General features: G+C 46.3%; 21 protein-coding genes. 18 read left to right on the top strand and 3 right to left on the bottom strand.

All coding sequences use genetic code 11. From position 1 onward, the window contains the following. Positions 1–330: 330 nt before the first annotated feature. The gene (locus tag GWR21_RS11865) at positions 331–1,734 is read left to right on the top strand and encodes an alpha-L-fucosidase (protein WP_162331960.1); all 1,404 of its coding nucleotides are present in this window, start codon (positions 331–333) and stop codon (positions 1,732–1,734) included. Between the two features lie 151 nt (positions 1,735–1,885). Here the strand turns inward: GWR21_RS11865 and GWR21_RS11860 are convergent, their stop codons facing one another. Continuing rightward, positions 1,886–2,308, bottom strand: coding sequence for a hypothetical protein (locus GWR21_RS11860; protein WP_162331959.1), 423 nt, complete (start codon positions 2,306–2,308; stop codon positions 1,886–1,888). A gap of 740 nt (positions 2,309–3,048) precedes the next feature. Here GWR21_RS11860 and GWR21_RS11855 point away from each other — a divergent pair. Further along, the gene (locus tag GWR21_RS11855; protein ID WP_162331958.1) at positions 3,049–3,504 is read left to right on the top strand and encodes an SMI1/KNR4 family protein; all 456 of its coding nucleotides are present in this window, start codon (positions 3,049–3,051) and stop codon (positions 3,502–3,504) included. A gap of 9 nt (positions 3,505–3,513) precedes the next feature. Here GWR21_RS11855 and GWR21_RS11850 read toward each other — a convergent pair whose 3' ends face one another. Beyond that, the gene (locus GWR21_RS11850) at positions 3,514–3,825 is read right to left on the bottom strand and encodes a hypothetical protein (RefSeq protein ID WP_162331957.1); all 312 of its coding nucleotides are present in this window, start codon (positions 3,823–3,825) and stop codon (positions 3,514–3,516) included. Positions 3,826–3,943: 118 nt separating this feature from the next. Here GWR21_RS11850 and nfi point away from each other — a divergent pair, with 118 nt between their 5' ends. The 12 genes from nfi to GWR21_RS11790 all read left to right on the top strand — a co-directional run bounded on the left by nfi (position 3,944) and on the right by GWR21_RS11790 (position 18,979). Next, on the top strand, positions 3,944–4,624 hold the full coding sequence (gene nfi, locus GWR21_RS11845) for a deoxyribonuclease V (protein WP_162331956.1): 681 nt from the start codon (positions 3,944–3,946) through the stop codon (positions 4,622–4,624). Between the two features lie 50 nt (positions 4,625–4,674). Further along, complete coding sequence (locus tag GWR21_RS11840) at positions 4,675–5,751, top strand: acyltransferase family protein (protein ID WP_162331955.1); 1,077 nt, start codon at positions 4,675–4,677, stop codon at positions 5,749–5,751. Positions 5,752–5,826: 75 nt separating this feature from the next. Continuing rightward, positions 5,827–6,447: an RNA polymerase sigma factor gene (locus GWR21_RS11835; protein WP_162331954.1), complete on the top strand. Its 621-nt coding sequence runs from the start codon at positions 5,827–5,829 to the stop codon at positions 6,445–6,447. Between the two features lie 45 nt (positions 6,448–6,492). Continuing rightward, the gene (locus GWR21_RS11830; protein WP_238430413.1) at positions 6,493–7,548 is read left to right on the top strand and encodes a FecR family protein; all 1,056 of its coding nucleotides are present in this window, start codon (positions 6,493–6,495) and stop codon (positions 7,546–7,548) included. Between the two features lie 54 nt (positions 7,549–7,602). Next, positions 7,603–11,046: a SusC/RagA family TonB-linked outer membrane protein gene (locus tag GWR21_RS11825; protein ID WP_162331952.1), complete on the top strand. Its 3,444-nt coding sequence runs from the start codon at positions 7,603–7,605 to the stop codon at positions 11,044–11,046. A 19-nt stretch (positions 11,047–11,065) separates the two neighbouring features. After that, complete coding sequence (locus GWR21_RS11820; RefSeq protein WP_162331951.1) at positions 11,066–12,601, top strand: SusD/RagB family nutrient-binding outer membrane lipoprotein; 1,536 nt, start codon at positions 11,066–11,068, stop codon at positions 12,599–12,601. A gap of 10 nt (positions 12,602–12,611) precedes the next feature. After that, positions 12,612–13,073: a RidA family protein gene (locus GWR21_RS11815; RefSeq protein WP_162331950.1), complete on the top strand. Its 462-nt coding sequence runs from the start codon at positions 12,612–12,614 to the stop codon at positions 13,071–13,073. A gap of 60 nt (positions 13,074–13,133) precedes the next feature. Next, entirely contained in the window at positions 13,134–14,351 is a 1,218-nt protein-coding gene (locus GWR21_RS11810) for an aminotransferase class V-fold PLP-dependent enzyme (RefSeq protein WP_238430314.1), read from the top strand. A 73-nt stretch (positions 14,352–14,424) separates the two neighbouring features. Continuing rightward, the gene (locus tag GWR21_RS11805) at positions 14,425–15,663 is read left to right on the top strand and encodes an amidohydrolase/deacetylase family metallohydrolase (RefSeq protein WP_162331948.1); all 1,239 of its coding nucleotides are present in this window, start codon (positions 14,425–14,427) and stop codon (positions 15,661–15,663) included. A gap of 66 nt (positions 15,664–15,729) precedes the next feature. Beyond that, a complete protein-coding gene (locus GWR21_RS11800) occupies positions 15,730–16,644 on the top strand; it encodes an RraA family protein (protein WP_162331947.1) in 915 nt (304 codons plus the stop codon). Between the two features lie 37 nt (positions 16,645–16,681). Beyond that, a complete protein-coding gene (locus GWR21_RS11795) occupies positions 16,682–17,734 on the top strand; it encodes a bile acid:sodium symporter family protein (RefSeq protein ID WP_162331946.1) in 1,053 nt (350 codons plus the stop codon). 213 nt (positions 17,735–17,947) lie between these two features. Continuing rightward, a complete protein-coding gene (locus GWR21_RS11790) occupies positions 17,948–18,979 on the top strand; it encodes a sugar phosphate isomerase/epimerase family protein (protein WP_162331945.1) in 1,032 nt (343 codons plus the stop codon). Positions 18,980–19,077: 98 nt separating this feature from the next. On the opposite strand, the gene GWR21_RS11785 is transcribed toward GWR21_RS11790, so the two are convergent. After that, a complete protein-coding gene (locus tag GWR21_RS11785; RefSeq protein ID WP_162331944.1) occupies positions 19,078–19,869 on the bottom strand; it encodes a FecR family protein in 792 nt (263 codons plus the stop codon). A gap of 208 nt (positions 19,870–20,077) precedes the next feature. On the opposite strand from GWR21_RS11785, the gene GWR21_RS11780 reads away from it, so the two are divergent. From GWR21_RS11780 to GWR21_RS11765, 4 genes are all read left to right on the top strand, one after another. After that, positions 20,078–21,256, top strand: a complete 1,179-nt coding sequence (locus GWR21_RS11780; RefSeq protein ID WP_162331943.1) for a proline dehydrogenase family protein — start codon at positions 20,078–20,080, stop codon at positions 21,254–21,256. 197 nt (positions 21,257–21,453) lie between these two features. Then, entirely contained in the window at positions 21,454–21,642 is a 189-nt protein-coding gene (locus tag GWR21_RS11775; protein ID WP_162331942.1) for a hypothetical protein, read from the top strand. A 45-nt stretch (positions 21,643–21,687) separates the two neighbouring features. Beyond that, positions 21,688–22,482, top strand: a complete 795-nt coding sequence (locus GWR21_RS11770) for a thymidylate synthase (protein ID WP_162331941.1) — start codon at positions 21,688–21,690, stop codon at positions 22,480–22,482. A gap of 44 nt (positions 22,483–22,526) precedes the next feature. Then, positions 22,527–23,021: a dihydrofolate reductase gene (locus GWR21_RS11765; protein WP_162331940.1), complete on the top strand. Its 495-nt coding sequence runs from the start codon at positions 22,527–22,529 to the stop codon at positions 23,019–23,021. Positions 23,022–23,083 lie beyond the last annotated feature (62 nt).

The following is a 23,083-nucleotide window of genomic DNA, read 5'->3' as shown; positions in this document are numbered from 1 at the left end:
GTCTAAATTTCATATAAATTGTGTTTGTTTTTAATGACTCTTTCTATTAACCTATGTACCCGGCATAAATCCAACACCATGCCACTTTTTGCTACGTACTCATCATTCTCCAGTTAAATTGTTAAAAGACATGAACAAACATGGAAACGACAACAAACAGGCTTCGGAAGGAGACCTAACGTATAGGCACTGCTTTCTAATGGGAATTTCGCAATTCATTATAGTGTCTTCTCATACCTGAAAAGCATAATTTGTTTGTCCTATTTTAGTGGCTGTAGAATTAATTTATCCACGAACTCGGTCTCAAAATCCAAAATCGTATTCACACACATGAAGAATGTATTCTTTTTGCGTCTGGCATTGGGCATGCTGTTAACTATGCCCGCTATGCTGAAGGCGCAGGTAAAACCAACCGCCAAACCACTCGCAACCCTGCAACAGGAATTTGTTGATCTGCGCTTTGGTATGTTTATCCATTTCAACATCCCGACCTTCGCCAACCAGGACTGGCCTGATCCGGATGCACCAGCTTCCCTGTTCAATCCAAAAAAACTGGATTGTAATCAATGGGCGGCAACTGCGAAAGCAGCTAATATGACCTACGGCTGTCTTACCACCAAACATCACAGCGGTTTCTGTATCTGGGATACTAAAACGACTGATTACAATGTGATGAACAGTCCATACAAGAAAGATGTGGTAAAGGAGTATGTAAATGCATTCAGAGCGAAAGGCCTGAAAGTAATGTTGTATTACTCTATCCTGGATACGCACCACAAACTGCGTCCACGCGACATCACCCGTAAGCATATTGAGATGGTGAAAGAGCAGTTGACAGAATTGCTGACCAACTATGGTGAGATCTCTGCACTGATCATTGATGGATGGGATGCTCCATGGTCAAGGATCTCTTATGATGAAATCCCATTTGAGGAGGTTTACCGCCTCATTAAGACCCTGCAGCCTAACTGTCTGGTAATGGACCTCAATGCGGCTAAATACCCAACAGAGGCTTTATTTTACACAGATATCAAATCTTATGAGCAGGGTGCTGGTCAGCACATCTCTAAAGATGCGAACAGGCTGCCTGCATTATCCTGCCTGCCTATTAACAGTGCATGGTTCTGGAAAACAGATTTCCCTACCACACCGGTAAAAGATCCTGCTAAGCTGGTAGACGACATCCTGGTGCCGCTTAACAAAGCATGGTGTAACTTCATCCTGAATGTAGCGCCTAACCGCGATGGCCTGATCGATCCTAATGCGGTGAAAGCACTCGAAGAAGTGGGCAAACGCTGGAAGAATGCGGGTCCGCTCCCTGCATTAACACCAGCTGAAGCACCCATTATCTCTTCCAACATCGCTAAATTCCAGCGCAGCAATTCGAGCTGGAGTAACGATATGAACATCATGGACTTTGGTAATGATGATCGTTTCGGTAGCAGCTGGCAGTCTAACCCGGAGGTGAAACAACCATGGTATGAGATCATCTTTGATAAGGACAAACGTTTCAACATGATCACTATCGTGGAAGATGGTAACAATATCAAAAAATACCGTCTCGAATATAACGAGAATGGTGTATGGAAACCACTGGCCAAGGGTGAAGGTGGCGGACGCGTAAAGATCCACCGCTTTGACGCTGTATGGGGTGGTAAGGTACGTATCCTGTTCGACGAGTTCAGCGATGCGCCGGCTATCTCTGAATTCGGTGTATATGATGAAAGAAGATAGTTGTTAACAACATCGCTATAATAACAAAGCTCCTGGTCATTGGCCAGGAGCTTTGTTATTATAGCGATGTTGTTAAATTGTTATAATGGATGTTACCAGATACAAGAAGGCCGTTCGCCGGAAGGCGGACGGCCCTAGGTTTATACATAGTCTATATCCGGTCGTCATCCAGTAATACACTACCGAGGCATATCATCGCCACATCTTCCACCAGTCCTGCTATAGGATCTGGTGTGCCCGTGATCTGCCCGAATTTTTTACGTGCATAGTATGTCACATAGGCGCCAGCACAGGCTGCAGCTGCTCCTACTAAAGCACCCAGCCACATATTCCGGCGCTTACGCTTACTCACTACAGCACCCGCAAATGCGCCTGAAATACTTCTGCCTATTAACCCCGCTGATTCGATCCGGTCACCTATACCCGGCAGCTTATCTACATAAGCCTCACCTGCTGCCATCATAGACAGTACCTTGTTCTCCGGAAATAACAATGCGGGAGCCAGTGTAGCCCGGGAGCCGGCAATGGCGCTCACACCTGCAATTACAGCTAAATCCCTGGTAGCGTTTGTCATCCTGTCTGATTTTAAAGTGAACTCTGATAACTATCGCGTAAAATCATACCAGTTTCGTATGTCAGCCGGTGAAGGGCCGGCATATCTATGCAAAAGTATAGTCATTGCGGCGGCTGAGTCGGGCCGGAATAACAGTAATAGCCGGCAATACCTGCTGCACATGCCAAATTTCTGATGCAGCAGTTTGTGCAGTGGGAAAGTAGTGAGTATAGCTATGTAATATCGTACTCAGCTGATACTGTGAGGATAAGGTGTGTAGATTGTCCTACATTCTGGCATCTATTTTGGGAAAGAGAGGGTGCGTAATTTCGAAGGCCTTTCATCCATTAACAGACCCAACTTACATTTTCCCTCACTTTTATTCTCTCCATTATTTTATTTCATACAGTGTTAATTATTGTACCGTAACGGTAGGAAACTGAAGAGAGCTTTGAGGTATGTTTGAGGTGGCTTTCTCCTACGTTTCTCTTACGTCTTAAAACGTAGGAGAAACGTAGGAGAAAGCCACCTCAAACATACCTTGAGCATACCTGAAATATAACTCAGTTTGAAGACGTGTTGGAATACTGGCTGATATTGTATTGTTCACCACCACCAGGGCAGCATAGTTGACAGGAGAGAGGGCCTTCTGTTGTGACAGACGGCGGCGACAGCACTGATCTTATTTGAGAACCTTGAAATTAAACCACCTATTTTATGAAAAAAATAGTTAATATTATAGCTTATTATCAGACTATCCGATGTCAAAATACCTGGATTTTTTACAGCAATATCCTAAGCACCTGGGTGATCCGCAGGGCGTTACTGAAACAGAGATAAAAGCTATTGAACAGCAGTTCAATGTAAAACTGCCCTTAGCCTACGTGGAATTCATCGCTATTTTTGGTAAGAAAAAGGGGCGTATCCTTCGGAACTATTCAAGTGAGGTAGCGTATCTGGTACAAAACAGAAAAGACGCGGTGAAGTCCGCCCGTGAAATGGGGGACACCGCTTTTGAAATAAAAGACAGCCACTTCTTCTTTGGCCAGTGGCAGGGCCTTTCTTCTTATTTCTTCGACTGCAGCACCCTGGAAGATGATCCTGCTGTGTACGTGCTGGATGCAGGTAAGGCAGATGTGTTTAAGTCGTCCTTTTCACAGTTGATAAGGGAGGAGTTAAATAAAGTATTAAAATTCGACGGGGTGATCAAGAAATAAATGCGTTTGTTACTCTATTCTTGTTACATCTGATAACTTTACGATCTGGGGCATTGTACAGATAGCCAGGCACATGATAGCGGGCGGCGTATCTGTCCGGTGAATATTGAAAGCAATAGCTTCTCCCGGATGGTAGTCCGCCGGCAATACTGTGGTGATCGTGCTGTCAGTACCAATAATGTTGATCTTGTAAAGTTTGCCGCCTTCCATTGAAGAACAGCAATGATCTGTCGCTGCTATCATTCCCTTGAAGGACCTGCCGTTTTCTTTAGAGCAGGACAGCATAGCTATCAGGGCACAAATAGTAATGATGCGTTTCATATCGTTTAGGTCTGGTTGAATAACTAGGGCTAATGCGTAAATGTTCATGAAACGGATGGCAGACTCAAATGTTACAGAGAAACCCTGCCGATTGTATGGGATCTAAAGAAAAATTATCATGAACACTATATTGACGGAGCAGGCAGCAATTGACGTGCAGGAGCAGCTGAGAACACAGGTCATACAGACAGACATGCTGCCTGCTGATATTAAGCTGATCGCCGGTGTGGATGTGGAATACGATAAAGACAGTGACCTGATAGCAGGTGCGTTCGTATTGCTTGATTTTAACACACTGGAAGTAGTTGAAGTGGCAACCCATTGTATGGAGGTCACGTTTCCCTATATCCCGGGATTATTCTCATTCAGAGAGATGCCGGTATTGCTGGAGGCCTGGAAGAAACTCACACAAAGACCGGATGTGATCATCTGTGACGGTCAGGGGCTGGCACATCCCCGTCGCTTCGGACTGGCCTGTCACATGGGGATAGTGCTGGATGTGCCTGCACTGGGATGTGGGAAGACCAGGTTATTCGGTACGTATGAGCAGCCAGGAGCAGAGAGGGGATCCGTCAGTCCATTACTGGCAGAAGATAACGGAGAACATATCGGTAATGCATTGAGATCACAGGAAGGGATTAACCCCGTGTTTGTATCTGTCGGGCATAAGATCTCTCTGGATACGGCAACGACACTGGTACTGAAGATGTGTACAACATACCGTTTGCCGGAAACAACCCGTAAGGCCGATCACTATGGCAGGGAAGCGTTCCTGGCTTACAGGAAAAATGTGGAGTGATCAGATTATTCTGTTATCTTACCAGGAACCAGAACTAAATTGCCATGTCAATGAAACAGAGGCTCCTGTCGTTGGATTTTTTCCGCGGACTCACCGTCGCTGCGATGATACTTGTGAACAATCCAGGGAGCTGGTCATATATCTATCCTCCACTGGAACATTCGAAATGGAATGGCTGCACACCTACAGACCTCGTCTTTCCCTTTTTTCTTTTTATGGTTGGTGTTGCCGTCACGTTTGCACTGAGCAGCCGGAAGGCCGATGTGGACGGACATAAAACGCTTATCATTCATATTTTCCGCCGGGCGGCTATCTTATTTGCGATCGGACTGGCCTTCCGTCTCATCCCATCATTCGACTTCTATAATTTGCGCATTTTAGGCGTTTTACAGCGCATTGCGATCGTTTTCCTTATCATTTCCCTACTCTACCTCAAAACAGGGGCAAAAGCCCGCATATGGGTCTGTTTGGGCCTATTGGTCACCTACTGGGTGCTTATGACAATGATCCCGGTGCCAGGATACGGCCCGGCTAACCTGGAACCGGCTACTAATCTGGCCGCCTGGGTAGACCGTACAGTGCTTGGGGAACGACATCTCTGGAAGCAGGCCCGCACCTGGGACCCGGAAGGCTTACTAAGCACACTGCCGGCGATTGCTACAGGGCTGCTGGGGATTATGACCGGCGACTGGTTGCGCAGGAAAGATGTGGCGGATGCCGAAAAGGTTTCCTGGTTGTTCTCCGCAGGTTTCCTGGCCGTGATAGCAGGCCTGATATGGGATGGATGCTTCCCGATCAATAAGTCATTGTGGACAAGTTCATTCGTACTGTATACCGGCGGACTGGCAGCAATGGGGCTGGCATTGTCCTACTGGCTGATCGATGTAAAACAATACACACGTATTACACCTCCTTTTGTTGCGTTTGGCAGGAATGCCATTACGGCTTATGTATTGTCCGGCGTTGTACCGATGATCTTTAAAGGCCTGTCAGGAGGGATGTTCCAGGGATATTCTTCCATCTTTTCACCATTGAATGCGTCACTCGCCGCCGCCATCACACTTGTGTTACTGCTATTCATTCCTGTATGGATCATGTATAAAAAGAATATCATTGTGAAAATCTGATTGCAACGAAAATGTTATTGGCTGCCGGTATTTTTTTGTATTATTAGGGAATCGTCTAGATAAACTAAACTGCCAATGCAATCGGAGAGTCACGTGTTATGGTGGAATGCGTTTAAAGAGGGGGACTGGGACGCCTTTACTGCGCTCTACGGCGAATTTTATGAACTGTTGAACAATTACGGCCGCAAATTTACGCAGGATGCGGACCTGATCCAGGATGTGGTACATGATCTTTTTGTAAGACTATGGACCACCCGTGCACGGCTTGGTAATCCTGTCTCTGTAAAGAACTATCTGTATAAAGCTTTACGCTCTACGCTGTTTCGTAAAATACAATCCCTTTCAAAATTTGTAGAACTGGACAATGCCGCCGGAGAGGGTGCTTTTGCTGTCAGCTTCATACCTGATGCCTCCTTCCGTCAGGAAGAACAGGAGCTCAGAGGTCAGGTGATCGCACTTGTTAACACATTACCTGCGCGTCAGCAGGAAATTATATTTCTTCGTTTTTATGAAGGTATGTCCTATGAAGAAATAGCTGTCATTATGGACATTAATATGAGCTCCACTTACAAGTTATTATATAAAGCCCTCGATAACCTTCAGAAGGTGTCAGATAAACGCTTCCTGACCCTTTTAGGTGTACTCTTTTTCCTTCTCAGAAATTTTTCTAAAAAAATTCCTGTTCCCGAGGGATAATTTCAACCATGTCATGTCTAATAGTAGTAAATAGGGGATATCGTGATGAACAATGAAAAATATATAACGTATACACTGGAGGATTTCCTGGATGATGACAACTTCGTCAGATGGGTGTCCGGAAAAGAAACGGATGTTTCTGTAGGACAGTTCTGGAGCGAATTCCCTGTAAAGTATCCATCTGCTGCTGCTAACTTTGATTTTGCCGTTAGTGTGATCCGCACCTATCGTTCTCAGGAAGTGTGGGAGAATAAAGATAATAAGGCACACTTACTGGACAGGATCACTGCGACGATCGCAGCAGAAGAATCACGCCGCCCGGGTATATTCCGACGGATGAACATATGGGTAAGAGCCGCTGCTATTGCACTGCTAGCTACTGCAGGAGGCTATTTGTTGTACAATCAGCTGAGCAGGCCGCATATGGAGATGATCGCGACAGGATATGGCGAAAAAAGAACGATCACCCTGCCAGATCATTCTGTTGTGACATTGAACGCCACCACCTCCATTACCTTCCAGGAGAAATGGGATACTACCGCACCAAGGGAAGTATGGATAGACGGAGAGGCCTTCTTTGATGTAGCACATCTTAACAGGGATACCACCAATGTGAGACCCGGTCAGCGTTTCCTTGTGCATAGTAAGGGGCTGACCATTGAAGTACTGGGTACATCCTTTAATGTGAGAAGCCGCCACGGAAGAACTAAAGTAGGACTGGTAACCGGAAAGATACAGGTAGGATTTAATGATGGGCCCAGATCACCGAAGGCTGTTGTCATGTTGCCCGGTGACTATATTGAATATGCAGACAATCAATTATTGCTAACCAAAAAAATAAACAAACCAGAATCGATCAAACGTTGGACACAGGTACCGCTGACGTTTACCGATGCCACTTTAGGAGAAATTATCGAAACATTGCAGGATAACTATGGTTATACTGTAAAGCTCAGTGAACAATCAATCAGAAAGCTAAAGATCGAAGGAGATATTAACGTAGCTAACGTAGAAGAACTATTGACTGTAATTACCACTACGCTCAACGTAAGAGTTGAACAGCCTTCGGAGAAGGAACTAATAATCGCTTCAGGAAAGTAAAGTGTGAAAAACACGCGCTTAATGCGGGAATACTAGGACACGTAAAAAAAAACTATGAACATTTTGAACCAAAATCTCATTTTGGGGCTGCTCTCCAGTGCCCTGCTGCCAGGTATTACCTTATCTGCCAGCGCACAGACGCCCTCGATGTATGCCATGAGGCAGTCTGATAAAATCCCTGTAAAACATGTATCTGCTAATGTGTCCCTGAAAGAAGCGCTCATCAAGCTGAAGAAATTCCAGAATGTCCGTATCGCCTATAAGGAAGGATTACTGGATGGGAAAGTGATAACTGCGGAAGTAATGGCAAAGGCGGAGACCCTGGAGACAGAAGCTGCACTACGCCTGCTGCTTACTGATTTTTCACTGGCTTTCATGCGTGTCAATAAAACACAATATTCTATTTATGTACCAACGACAGCAACCATACTGAATGTAAACAGCCTGATGGCTGACAAACTGAAAGGTAAAGTGACGGGTCCTGATGGCGCACCTATTCCTGGTGCCAGCGTGGTACTGAAAGGCAACGCAACTGTTGCCGCAATGGCCGGACCAGACGGTAGCTTTGAACTAAACCTGAAAGGCGCAACGCCGCCCTTCGTGCTGGTAGTCAGTTCTATGGGATTCGCTAAAAAAGAGGTGAGTGTAACAGATCTGGACGCACCGCTGGCTGTCAACCTGGCTGAATCTAATGAATCATTATCTGAAGTCGTAGTAACGGCATTGGGTATCAGAAAAGAGAAAAAAGCACTTGTGTATGCAGTATCCGAAGTAAAGGGTAGCGAATTTACGCAGGCACGTGAGATCAATGTGGCAAATGCACTGAGTGGAAAGATCCCGGGTGTGAATGCAACCAGTCTGGCCAGTGGCCCTGGTGGTTCCAGCCGTGTGGTGATCCGTGGTAATAATTCACTCGGTAGTAACAACCAGCCTTTATACGTGGTGAATGGTATGCCGATCGATAACACTACACCCGGTGGTGCACCTACTACCGGTGGTGGTGGTCAGAACGTCGACAGGGGTGATGGTATCGGTGGTATTAACCCGGATGATATCGAAAGCATCAGTGTACTGAAAGGAGGTTCTGCCGCAGCATTGTATGGCTCCCGTGCTGCCAATGGTGTGATCGTGATTACTACTAAAAAGGGTGTTGCCCGTAAAGGTATTGGTGTGGATTATAACTCTACCCTTACGCTGGATGCACCTGCTGTAATGCCTGAATGGCAATATGAATATGGTCAGGGTGATAAAGGACTGAAACCAACATCACAGGCTGAAGCAATTACCTACGGCCGCCGCTCCTGGGGTACAAAGATGGATGGTACTGAGTACATCGCTTTTGATGGAAAGATGCATCCCTATGTCGCACAGAAAGATAATATCAAGAACTTCTACCAGACAGGATCTACATTCACTAATACTGTAGCATTCAATGGTGGTAGTGAAGCTGTGAATTTTCGCTTCTCGCTCTCCAATACCAACAGTAAGGCCATCATTCCTAATTCTAAGTTTGACAAGAAGATCGCAAACCTGAATCTGAATGCTTACCTGGGTAAAAAACTGAGCATTGAAGCTGTAGCGCAATATAATGTAGAGAATGCAACCAACCGTCCCAGCTCCGGGGATGCCACCGGTAACCCCAACTGGGGCGTGTATATGGTTGCTAACACTGTCGATGTCCGCTGGATGAATCCTGGGTATGATGAGACAGGCCGTGAGATCCAGTGGAATGAAACTGCGTATGCTTCCAATCCTTACTTTGTGATCAACCGGTTCAGAAACAATGACACCAAAAACCGTTTTATCGGTCAGGCAAGCGTGAAGTATGACCTGTTGAAAAACCTGTACGTGAAAGGAACCGTGAGCCGCGATTTCTTTGACTATAACTATGTTGGCATCATTCCGACAGGAACGGTATATACAACAGGCGCCGCAGGAGAATACAGTGAGTTCAGGAACTCAGTAGCAGAGACGAACTCTATGCTGACTGCCGGTTACAATACGAAGATCGCCGGTACTATCGGACTGAATGCGCTCGTAGGGGGCAACGCCCGTCGTTTTGTTTCAAATCAGACAGCGATCGCAGGTACACAGTTCATCATTCCTTTCTTCTATAGCGCTACCAACCTGACCACATCAACGACAACGCCTACAAGAGGTAAGATCGCTACGAACTCTGTGTTCGGATCACTGGACCTGGATTATAAATCCATATTCTTCCTGAACTTCACGGCGCGTCAGGACTGGTTCTCTACACTGAGCCCACTGAGCAATAACATTCTTTATCCTTCCGTAGGTGGTAGCTTCATCCTCTCTGATGCGGTGAAGATGCCGAAGGCGATCAGCTTTGCAAAACTTCGTGCTTCATGGGCACAGGTAGGTGGTGCTACGCCTGATCCTTACATCCTGAATCAGACGTATACAATGGTACAGGGAGGCCACCTGGGTCGTCCGGTACAACAGGTGACACAGTCCAACGGGGTTAACCTGGTGACCAACTCCTCACTGAAACCACTGACATCAACAACATATGAAATAGGCGGTGAAGCGCAGTTCCTGAATAACAGACTAGGCATTGACCTGACTTACTACAAAAAGCAAACAACAGATGATATTGTAAGCACTGCGATCTCTACCGCTTCCGGTTATAATAACGCCCTCCTGAACGTTGGTAAATTATCCAACAGAGGGGTTGAATTACTCCTGACCGGCACACCTGTTAAAGGCAAAGATTTTACCTGGAACGTGAGCTATAACATGGCCTACAACGAGAGCAAGGTAGAACAGCTGGCTGCTGGCCTGAATACCTTACAGATGGCCTCCAGTGTGGGTAGCTGGGCTTTCATCCACAATACTGTCGGACAGCCTTATGGTATTATCATGGGCTATACGACTGTGAAGAATGAAAAAGGTCAGACCGTCTACAACAGCACAACAGGTTATGAGCAGAAGAGCGAGCTGAAACCATTGGGAAGAGGTGTACCGCCACTCACAATGGGTCTGAGCAATACTTTCAAATACAAACGCCTGTCACTGGATATCCTGGTTGATGGTAAATTCGGTAACAAGGTGTTCTCCGGCACTGATGTATATGCTGTTCGCTTTGGATTACATAAGAGAACACTGGAAGGAAGAGAGAATGGACTGGAACTGAACGGTGTGGATGAAAAAGGAAACGAATATCATAACACGATCCCGGTAGCTAACCTGCGTCTGTACTATGATAACACCAAGAATTACACAGACCACTTCCTGTATGATGGCAGCTTTGTTAAATTACGCCAGGTGATATTCAGTTATCAGTTGCCGGTAGCAAAACTGAAAGTCGTGCAGAGTGCTTCGCTCTCTTTCGTAGCACGTAACCTGCTGATCCTTTACAAACAGACGGATAACTTCGATCCGGAATCCAGCTACACCAATGGTAATGCGCAGGGTTTTGAAGCATTCGGTATGCCACGTACAAGAAGCTTCGGTGCTAACCTGATGGTGAAATTCTAATCTTTTAAAACTACTACGGATGAAAATGCGCTTTAACTGCTTACTATATACAGCGCTGGCTTCTATGCTGGCTTTCCAGTCCTGTGATAAAGGATTTGAAGAAATGAATGTCAATCCGGATGCGTCCACAAGTGTACAACCGGAATACATGTTCAGTAAAGCATTGCTCGATGCCTTTGGCAACAGTTACTTCTCTACAGATGTACTGGCGTGCGGAGGTTCCATGCAGCACTTTGCAACTTACAAGGATGTACCAGGTATCGGTGATAAATATTACTTCCAGCAAGGTACCTACCCATATGACTATTTCACTACAGGGTATACGACCGCTGTTAACGAAATCGGTACGACCATCAATGGTCTGAAACCGGATGTAGCAGCAGATGTGAATAAACTTGCTATTGCGCGCATATTCAGGGTCTATATCATGCATCGTATCACCGATCTGTATGGGGATATTCCTTATTCAGCGGCAGTGAAAGGGTATACCGATAATGACTTCACACCGGCATACGATACACAGGAATCGATCTATAACGACATGTTAAAGGAGCTGGATGAAGCATCGGCAAAGCTGGACCCGGCAGCACCTACGTTCGGAGCAGGTGATTTTATCTATGCAGGAGACGTGACGAAATGGAAGAAGTTCGCTTATTCACTGATGCTGCGTTTGGGTATGCGTATTTCCAGAAAGTCGCCGGCAGTGGCAGAAACATGGGTGAAGAAGGCAATTGCGGGAGGTGTTATAACAGCTGATGCAGATATCGCTACGATGAAATATGTGGATGGTTCACAGGCCATTAATCGTAATCCGGCTGCCGCCAGTATGTTATCGAATGATTATGCAGTCGCAAATGGTAATAGCAATACGGAAGGTGGTAAACTGGCACAGACATTTATTGATGTGCTGAAAACGAACAAAGATCCCCGTCTGAATGTAATAGCAATAGTGTGGAACAATGGTAAGGCAGATACCAGCACTGCATTGCAGAAAGGTATGCCTAACGGATTACTGAACAAACCGACTGATTTCCCGAGCCTGTCTGAACCTAATCCGGCCACTATCCTGCAATACAATGCACCATTTATTGTGATGAGTGCAGCAGAAGTGAATCTGTTGTTAGCAGAGGCAGCATTGCTGGGCTGGTGGGAAGGAGATGCTGCGGCAGCTTATTCCAATGCCATTGGTGCTGCTATGCGTAACTGGGCGTTATTTGGCAATGCGGGTGTGATTGCGCAGGAAAAGATCGCGGCCTATCAGGCGGCTCATCCGCTGACAGGCAGTACGGAGGCTAAAAAGGCGATGATAGGTCAGGAGAAATGGATAGCTTTGTTCCTGGATGAACAGGAGATACATGCTAACTGGCGTCGTACGGGATATCCGGTACTGACACCTGTAAATGCACCTGGTAACACTACTGGTGGCACAATTCCCCGCCGCTTGCTGTACCCACCTTCAGAAGAGAGTGTAAACAGTGCAAGCCTTGCCGAAGCGATCGGCCGCCAGGGAGCAAACCTTATGACAACCCGCGTATGGTGGGATAAAAATAACTAACACAGAAATCATGCAAAACCAGAGACGTTCCGTATTAAAGAAGATGGCAGCCACACTGGCTGGTATAACAGGTATCAACGCCATTGCAAAAGCCGCAGCACCGGCATTACCGGATGCCACTCCGCAGGGAGAGGTGATTTATGATCAGGACGTACCATTGTTCTCCAGTTTCCGGATACATGGAAACACGGTGTATGTAGCCGGTATCGGCGCTCACTTTGAAGGAGATATCAAAGCCCATACAGATCATGTATTGATAGAAATGGAAAAGGTGTTGATCAAGGCAGGGTCTTCGATGAACAAGGTGCTGAAGGTAAGTGTGTTCCTGCACGATCTGAATGACTACAAAGCGATGAATGAAGTGTATAAAGGTCGTTTCGGCAGTAATCCGCCCGTACGTACTACGGTAGCCGTATATGGCGGTGTGCCAGGCGATTCGCTCGTAGAGATGGATTGCATAGCAATGCTCTAGGGAACGTTTTTCTTTACTCTTTTCTTTTTACATATGAACCGCAGAGACTTATTGAAAAATATGTCTGCAATACCCGTATTCGGGGCTTTTGCAGGCAGCGCTAAACTATTGCCCATAACTGAAGGATCGGCAGATGAAGCAACCGGGGCAAAAGATTACTTTAAAGAACTGGGTATCCGTACGTTTATCAACGCAGCAGGTACGTATACGTTCATGACAGGCTCCCTTATGCGGGACGAGGTGATGAGCGCCATCAATTATGCATCGAAGGAATACGTGCTGCTGGATGAATTACAGGATAAGGTGGGACAGCGTATTGCAAAGCTGCTGAAATGTGAATATGCTACTGTTACATCAGGTGCGGCAGCAGCCATGACATTGGGCGCCGCCGGTGTATTGACAGGTATGGATGAGAAGAAAGTGGCCCAACTGCCTTTTCTGGAAGGTACGGGCATGAAGACCGAAGTGATCATTCAGAAAGCGCATGATATCGCGTATGCACATGCGCTGAAGAATACAGGGCTGAAGATCATTTACATCGAAACAAAAGAAGAACTGGAGAAGACCATCAGTGATAAAACAGCGCTGATGTATTTTCTGAATGCCAACAACTTCGACGGTAAGATACAGGTAGAGGAATTTCTGAAGATAGCACAGGCACATGGTATTCCTACCATGATCGACTGTGCCGCAGATGTACCGCCGGTGGAAAACCTGTTCAGATATACCGCTATGGGATATGACCTGGTATGCTTTTCAGGCGGTAAAGGTATCCGTGGTCCGCAAAGCGCAGGGCTTTTACTGGGCAGGAAAAAATACATTGAAGCAGCCCGTTTAAGTGCGCCGCCACGCGGTAATACCGTTGGCAGAGGCTTAAAAGTGAACAAGGAGGAGATCCTTGGGATGCTGGTGGCACTCGAAACTTATCTGGCCACCGATCATGACAGGGAATGGAAGATGTGGGAGGCACAGATCAAGCTGATCAGCGATGCCGTGAAAACAGTAGGAGGGGTGGAAACCAAAGTCGTAGTACCACCGCTGGCAAATCATATTCCTACATTACATATCTCCTGGGATCCGAAAAAGATACCTGCTACCGCAGCTGAGATCAGGGAAAAACTGCGTAGTGGTACACCATCCATAGAGGTGGCAGATGGCGCAGATCAGCATACCTTCAATGTCACAACCTGGATGCTGGTACCAGGACAGGAAAAGATAGTAGCAACACAATTAAAGAAAGTGCTGACAGAAAAAGCACTGTCAGAAGCGCATGGTTGATAAATGGTGTGTTTAGTGATACGGAAACCTTCTTCTCTCCATATACAGGTCTCAATATTTAAAAAGTAAGTCAATGAGGAGCATTCTTAAATACCTGGTACTCCTGGTATCGGGCTGCCTTTGCTATGCTGGTGCGTATAGCCAGGAGTATACGTTACTGATCAGAGGAGGACATGTGATCGATCCGAAGAACAAGATAGATGCGGTAATGGATGTCGCACTGAGAGAGGATACGATCGCAAAGGTCGCTGCACATATTGATCCCGCAACGGCAAAGAGAGTAATTGACGCCAGCGGGCTCTATGTCACGCCTGGTCTGATAGATATTCATACGCATAATTTTATTGGCACTACGCCGAACCGTTATCTGAACAATAGTTATGATGCCATCGCACCTGACGGATTCACCTTTCGCTGTGGCGTGACTACCGTGGTAGATGCCGGTAGTTCCGGATGGCGCAACTTTGAGCTGTTCCTCAATCAGACGATCATGCATTCCAAAACACGGGTGTTTGCCTTCATTAATATTGTGGGCAATGGAATGCAGGGAGGTCCTTATGAGCAGGACCTCAATGATATGGATGCTAAGATGACGGCGTTAACCATACGTAGATTTAAGAACTGGGTGGTAGGCGTGAAAGTGGCTCACTACGAAGGTGGTGAATGGACACCAGTTGATCGCGCCGTAGAAGCAGGAACGGCAACGTCCTGTCCGGTGATGATCGATTTTGGTGGTAACAATCCGCCGTTATCACTGGAAGACCTGTTCATGCAGCACCTGCGTCCCGGAGATATTTTTACCCATGCTTATGCGAAAGTAAAAGGCCGTATGTCCATTGTGGATGATAACGGAAACCTGCGTCCTTTTGTACAGGATGCCCGTAAAAAAGGCATCGTGTTCGATGTGGGGCATGGTGGTACCAGCTTTAGTTACTCACAGGCTATACCCGCGTTAAAAGCCGGTTTCTTCCCCAGTACGATCAGTACAGATATTCATACCGGTAGTATGAACGGAGATATGAAAGACCTGTTGAATGTAATGTCAAAGTTCCTGAATATGGGTATGGCATTGCCTGAACTGGTGAAGGCGACTACATCGGAAGCGGCAAAGGCAATCCGTCATGAAGAGCTGGGGAGTTTGTCCGAAAACAGTGTGGCAGATATCGCGTTATTACGTGTTGAAAATGGTAAATTCGGTTTCACTGACGCCAGTACCAGGGTAGCAGGTAACAGCAGGTTACTTTGTGAACTAACGGTCCGTGCCGGTAAAGTAGTATATGATCTGAATGGGCTGGCTGTACAGGCTAAATAAGCCCAAACACAGATGTCCCAACAGCAACCCATTATCATCAATTCATGGTTCTTAATTACTAATGATATGAAATTAGCTTTCTTCCTCCCATTACTGCTGCTGCCTGCCCTAATAAAGGCACAGACCATTTCCCGGGAGGAACTGATTTTTCTGACTGCCGACTGGGCAGGCGAACGTTTTCCGGATGGCCGTCCTAAAATACCGGATGCAGTTATTGAACAGGCCCGAACAGTAGGATTGGATGACGTATGGACGATACTCGACAGTGAGGGATACCATAGTCAGTTTGACGGCGGGTGGAAAATGATCTATGATGACAAGCCTATAGTGGGACGTGCCGTAACAGCGATGTTCATCCCTGCCCGTCCGGATGTGGAAGCGCATGTCAAGGAAAGAGGCCAGCAGAAAGGATTTAAAGGTAACACTAATTCCTGGCCGATACAACAGCTGACTAAGGGAGATGTGTATGTAGCAGATGGTTTTGGTAAGATAGCAGAAGGAACATTGATCGGTTCTACACTGGGCAATGCCATCTATGCCCGTTCCGGTAATGGAGTTGTATTTGACGCTGCAGCAAGAGACCTCGAAGGTCTTAAAGAAATAGCAGGATTTAATGCACTGGTGAGAGACTGGCATCCTTCATTTCTGAAGAATGTAATGCTGACGGGATTGAATGTACCCGTACGTATCGGCCAGGCAGTGGTACTACCGGGTGATCTTGTGCTGACATCCAGCGAAGGTGTGGTATTTGTGCCGGCTCACCTGGCAGAAAAGGTGATCGGTATTGCCGCTTTTATACAGATAAAAGATAAGTTCAGTTTTGAGATGCTGAAGGCTGGGAAATATACACCGGGAGAGCTGGATAATAACTGGCCCGATGGAATACGCCAGGCATTCCTGGAATGGCAGCACAGGCAGCAGGGGCTACGTCCGATGACCCGCCAGGAGCTGGATAAAATGCTCGAAAAAAGAACCTGGTGATCAGCATGTTTACTGTTAATAAAGCACACTTCCACTTATGAATACATTACTTCCTGCCGCCGGGCCTTTCATCATTGCGTTCTGGATCGTTCTGGCGGTTATTTGTTCGAGACGTCCGCAGACCCGCGGCTTTGTATATACACTGACGATATTCGCCGCTGTCACGACCGCGATGTATTATCCTCAATACTTTCTCACCGTAGGAGGTTTTGACCTGTCAAAACTGATCACGCCACTGATACAGATCATTATGTTCGGCATGGGTACCGCGATGAGCGTACGCGATTTCTATGGCGTTATAAAAATGCCGATGGGTGTATTCACGGGTGTGGTATGTCATTTCACTATTATGCCTTTTGTGGGCTGGTCGCTCGCGCATCTCTTTCAGTTCCCTCCGGAGATAGCCGCGGGGGTAGTATTGATAGGTACGGTGCCATGTGGTATGGCGTCTAATGTGATTTCCTATCTGGCCAAAGCGAATCTGGCACTTTCTGTTACACTGACAGCAGTATCTACTATGCTGGCGCCTTTTGTAACACCCTTCCTGATGCAATGGCTGGCTGGCAGCTATGTCGATATCAGTGTGACGGCTATGATGTGGGACATCTGTAAAATTGTGATACTGCCGGTGGCCGCCGGACTGTTATTCAACCACTTCCTGAGTGGTAAACTAAAGTGGCTGGATAACGTCATGCCGAAGGTCTCCATGTCAGCTATCGCTTTTATTATCGTGATCATTACAGCTAAGGGAAGAGAGAGTTTACTGGATGTGGGGATGCTGTTAATACTATCTTCTCTTATCCACAACCTGTCAGGATATGGGTTGGGTTACTGGATATGCAGGTTGATCAGGATGAATGAACAGGATTGCCGTACGATTGCGATAGAGGTGGGTATGCAGAACGGCGGACTGGCAACAGCTATTGCGAAGAACATGGGTAAGATCGCTACGATCGGACTGGCGCCGGCAGTGTTTGGTCCGCTGATGAATGTTACCGGTTCGCTCCTGGCATCCTGGTGGCACCGGCATCCGCCGAAGGACGTGCCTGAAAGCGACAAAGCCGTCCCGCTTGAAACGGAACGGCTTTAGTTTATCATGTTATAATGCGGCATAAATCAATGTGCTGCACATTAATGAGGTGGAATTATAAATAAAGACAAACGGGAATTTGCGACTAAGTGGGTATCAAGATAATGACAAAATGTGAAAAAACTATTCTTTTAAGGTAATTTTTTACAGTTTTTTTTAATAGGGTATTCTCTTTGTCTCATAAATTGTATTTTGTTATACAAAACCACGTATATGAACAATCCTAAACACCGTCGGGACTTCCTCAGGCAAATGGCGCTGTATTCAATGGGAGTAGGCCTTTTACCTTCTGTTCTCAGCTCGTGCAACAACGGCGCGTCCACGAATGATAGCAAAGACAGTACCAATGCCGGCCAGACCCCGGAGGCAAAAACGGCCAAAGATCTGTTCTTTAAGATCTCCCTGGCAGAATGGTCTTTTCACGAAGCCTTGTTTTCAGGTAAACTGAATCATCTTGATTTTCCTGCTAAAGCAAAGAATGACTTTGGTATTGAGGCAGTAGAATATGTAAATCAGTTCTTTAAGGATAAGGCGACTGATAAGGCATACCTGGCAGATCTCAAGAAACGTTGCAGTGACGTTGGCGTGCGCAGCGTATTGATCATGATTGACGGTGAAGGTGAAATGGGAGATATGGATGTGAAGAAAAGATTGAAGGCCGTGGAAAACCACTACAAGTGGGTGGAAGCAGCTGAATATCTGGGATGCCACGCTATCCGTGTAAATGCGGCAGGAGAGGGCAAACCGGATGACGTCTCCAAGGCGGTGACAGAGTCCCTGGCAAAACTCTCTGACTTCGCCAATACACACAATATCAACGTGATCGTAGAAAATCATGGTGGTAGTTCTTCCAATGGTAAATGGCTGGCAAACGTGATGAAACAGGTAAACCGACCAAACTGCGGTACCTTACCTGATTTCGGTAACTTTTGCCTGAATCGTACCAAACCTGTAGATAATACACCACAGGGATGGGCCGCTACCAAATGCCTGGAAGAGTATGACCGTTATGAAGGTGTGACGGAGCTGATGCCATTTGCAAAAGGTGTAAGTGCTAAAACGCACGATTTTGATGCAAATGGGAACTGTATAGAGACAGACTATGCTAAGATGTTAAAGATCGTGAAGGACGCCGGTTATACAGGTCATATCGGAATAGAATACGAAGGCGCAAAACTCTCTGAAGACGAAGGTGTACGTAAGACACTGGAGTTGCTGAAGAAAGTAGGCGCAGAGCTAAGCTGATGTAATTATGCAATTGAGAGCGGAGGTATGTCCTGGTGATATACCTCCGTTTTTTATTTAATTAACATATGCGTGGCATCAGTATAAATCTTCGGATCTTAAAAATCCACCATCACTTTGTTCTTCTTTACCTTATAGCTAAACTTAGCCGTCTCTTTCAATTTATCCAGTACCTGTGCCAGGGAAGCTGCACTAAACTCACCACTCACATTGCCCGCAGCGGCCACATTACCTTCCACATAAATTTCTGTGCTGTACCACTCCTCGAGTTTCTTGACAGCATTCATGAACGGCAGATTCTCAAATACCAGCTTGTCTTGTAACCAGATTGTCATCTCCTCCGGATGATAGGTCTCTTTCTCCATCAGGTCGATTTCTTTATTCGCCAGCACCATATTTCCTAATCCCAGCGTTTCCGGCTGATTGTCAGTCTGAGAATGATAAGACTTTTTTACAACCACTTCGCCCGCCGTTACATAAGCGGTGGCTCCCTGCTGCGCTTCGAAGCAACGTAACTTGAAGGCGGAAGGCTTTTGGGCGGTCATGGTCAGGATATTGGTCTTTACTGTCAATGGAAAGGCCGTGGTATCAAAATAAGCCTCGCCATCCAGCAGCAGGGTATGGCTCTGGGCAAAGTCTGACGGTACCAGGAGACGGGAGTTACTGTTCAGTATGACAGCGGCCCCGTTAGGTAATGCGATCTTCTTACGTTCTCCGATCACCCCTTCATGCGTGGTATAGGTAAGCCCCTGTTGCTGCAACCCGGTTAGCGCAGGTTTTTTCCCCTGTTGCGTGCAGGCGGAGAAAAAAGTGACAGAACAAAATACAGATAGAAGGACGAAAATGCCCGCTACAGGGCGGATCGTAGTTTGCGGCTGATGTAAAGGCACTGAGAATACTGATTTTGATGAAGATATAAAATTAAAGAAAAAAATATAGGAAGGAAGCTTTATTGGGTTTAATTAAGCGTTATTTATCAGATGATTCATTTAAGGAAACGAGATTTTCTTTAGATGTTTTCTAATCAATTGTAAACGGATTGTTATACTTACCAGATCATTTTTGCTGTAATGTGTCCGCATACTAACTTTGCGCCCCATGGAAAAGCAGCTATCATTATCATTCGAGAATACCGCCATAGCTTTTGAATCAAAGACAGACAAAGCATTAAAAAAAGCTGACTTCCTGTTTACCAATATTGGTAAGCCCTGGCTGGTGAAATTAGGTGCAGCCGTTACACCGTTTGCGCTGAAAATAGGATTGCCGATCAAAGGCATCATCCGTAACACGATCTTTAGCCAGTTCTGTGGAGGCGAGAACCTCCAGGAGGCTGCACAGACTGCCAGCCAGCTAGGTAAGTTCCACGTAGGTGTAGCATTGGATTATGGCGTAGAAGCCATGGAGGGAGAGGAAAACTATGATCATGCCGTGCCTGAGTTCGTTCGTGCCATTGAATATGCAGCTGGTAATCCTAACATTCCTTTCATAGCCATCAAAGTAACGGGTTTCGCGCGTTTTAGTCTGCTGGAGAAGATCCACAGCAACGCGGTGCTGACTCCCGAAGAAGCGGCAGAATATGCCCGTGTACGCACCCGTATTCAGACTATCGCATCCACAGCAGCCAAACATAAGGTGGGTTTGCTGATAGACGCGGAAGAGTCCTGGATACAGCAGCCCGTTGATGATCTGACCGACGAGCTGATGGGACAGTTCAATAAAGGGCAGGCTATTGTATTCAATACCTTCCAGATGTACCGCCATGACAGACTGGCCTTTCTGAAACGTTCTTTCGAGAAGGCACAGCAGCACGGTTACCTGCTGGGCGCAAAGCTGGTAAGGGGCGCCTATATGGAAAAAGAACGCAAACGCGCAGAAGAGATGGGCTATCCTTCGCCGATCCAGCCTGATAAGGCAGCGACCGATAAGGATTACAATGCAGCTGTTACATTCTGTATGGAGCGGCTTGATAAACTGGCACTATTTGTCGGTACACACAACGAGCAAAGCAGCATGCTGGCCGCCAGTATGTTACATCAGCAGCAACTGCCTCACAATCACCCGCACCTGAGCTTTTCCCAGTTACTGGGTATGAGTGATAACATCACCTTTAACCTTGCACATGCAGGTTATCATGTATCTAAATACCTGCCATACGGCCCGGTAAAAGATGTGATGCCTTACCTGCTGCGCCGTGCACAGGAAAATACTTCTATCTCCGGACAAGTAGGCCGTGAGCTGGGGCTGATCCGCAAGGAAAGAAAGCGCAGAGGTATTTAAGCTTTTTCTAAGACGTTGTAACTTTTCAATATGAACAGCGTTTCATAACAGTATATACAGCTGTTATGAAACGCTGTTTTATTTTGTACTGATCGTGAAGTCCGGACGCTGGGAACAAGCGCTGCGCATTTCCGGATACCTTAAAAACACTAACCGAAAGAACGGTCCACGTTTTTTAGAACTTAAACATAAATAGCATGAAAACTCAAGTACTGGTGATGGCGACAGCCATGGCATTGACTGTTATTGCCTGTAAGAAAGACAACAACCTGCCGGTGGGAGATGTGCCGGGTGACCTGTTGGGTAGCTGGGTAGCGGTATCCTATTTGTCTGGAAATGTGGTATCTCCAATGTATCGAAGGTTGTGCTACCAGATTTGTCCGTAAAAGGTAACCCTTACATGCTTAGGTAAAATTTCGTTACTTTGCTGCATGGAACAATACCTTAAACTACTCCAACATATTATAGATCAAGGCAGTGTGAAGACGGACCGTACCGGTACAGGTACAACCAGCTGCTTTGGCGCTCAGCTCAGATTCAACTTACAGGAAGGTTTCCCTATGATCACGACCAAAAAGGTACACCTGAAGTCCATTATCTATGAACTACTGTGGTTCCTGAATGGTGATACCAACATTAAATACCTGAAAGATCACGGGGTGAGCATCTGGGATGAATGGGCGGATGAAAATGGGGACCTGGGGCCCGTTTATGGTAAACAATGGCGTAGCTGGGAAACGAAAGACGGCAGAGTGATAGACCAGATCACTGATGCAGTGAAGACCATTAAAAACAACCCCGATTCCCGCAGGATCATCGTCAATGCATGGAATGTAGGCGACCTGCCAGATATGGCATTAAGCCCCTGTCATTGCCTGTTTCAGTTCTATGTAGCCGATGGTCGCCTGAGCTGCCAGCTGTATCAGCGTAGTGCAGATGTATTCCTGGGCGTACCTTTCAATATTGCCTCCTACGCCCTGCTGACTATGATGATGGCACAGGTTTGCGATCTTGAACCTGGTGATTTTGTACATACTTTCGGAGATGTACACCTGTATAGTAATCATATGGAACAGGCAAAGCTGCAGCTAAGCCGTCAGCCGTATGAATTGCCAACGATGAAGATCAATCCGGCAGTAAAAGATATATTCAGCTTCAAATTTGAAGACTTCGAACTGCTGAACTATCAGCATCACCCGCATATCAAAGCTCCTGTAGCGATATAAGGGAACAGATAGATCACCTAACTTTCAACATTAAATTTTGCTGCTTGACACTTTCTATAATCGTTGCCGCCTCCGAAAACAATGTAATCGGGGTAAATAATCATCTTCCCTGGCATTTACCAGTTGACATGAAATACTTCAAGGACACTACCATGGGCAAACCTATTGTCATGGGCAGAAAGTCTTTTGAAGAACTGGGAAAGGTATTACCAGGAAGACCTAATATCATGATCACCCGCCAGAAAGACTATGCTGCGCAGGGACTGTACATCGTGCCTTCCCTGGAAGCAGGTATTGAAAAGGCAAAGACCTTCGGCACTGAAGAGATCTTTATCACTGGTGGCGGAGAGATCTTTAAAATGGCTTTGTCAATAGTAGACAGATTATACCTGACCCGTGTACACGCTGTGGTGGAAGGAGACACCTATTTCCCTGACTTCGACCCGCGTGGATGGAAACTGGTGAAGAATGAAAGGCATGAAAAGGATGAAAAACATGCACATGCCATGACTTTCCAGGTGTGGGAGAGAGAACGCTAAGTATACATAATATTGAATATATACTTTGTGAATAATTATCCAGTGAGTAAATCCTGAAGGGA

Origin of the sequence: Chitinophaga agri (genome assembly GCF_010093065.1) — a bacterium.
Taxonomy (GTDB): Bacteria; Bacteroidota; Bacteroidia; order Chitinophagales; family Chitinophagaceae; genus Chitinophaga; species Chitinophaga agri.
The sequence above is the reverse complement of the archived record's forward strand: the minus strand, read 5'-3'. Positions and strand labels throughout refer to the sequence as shown.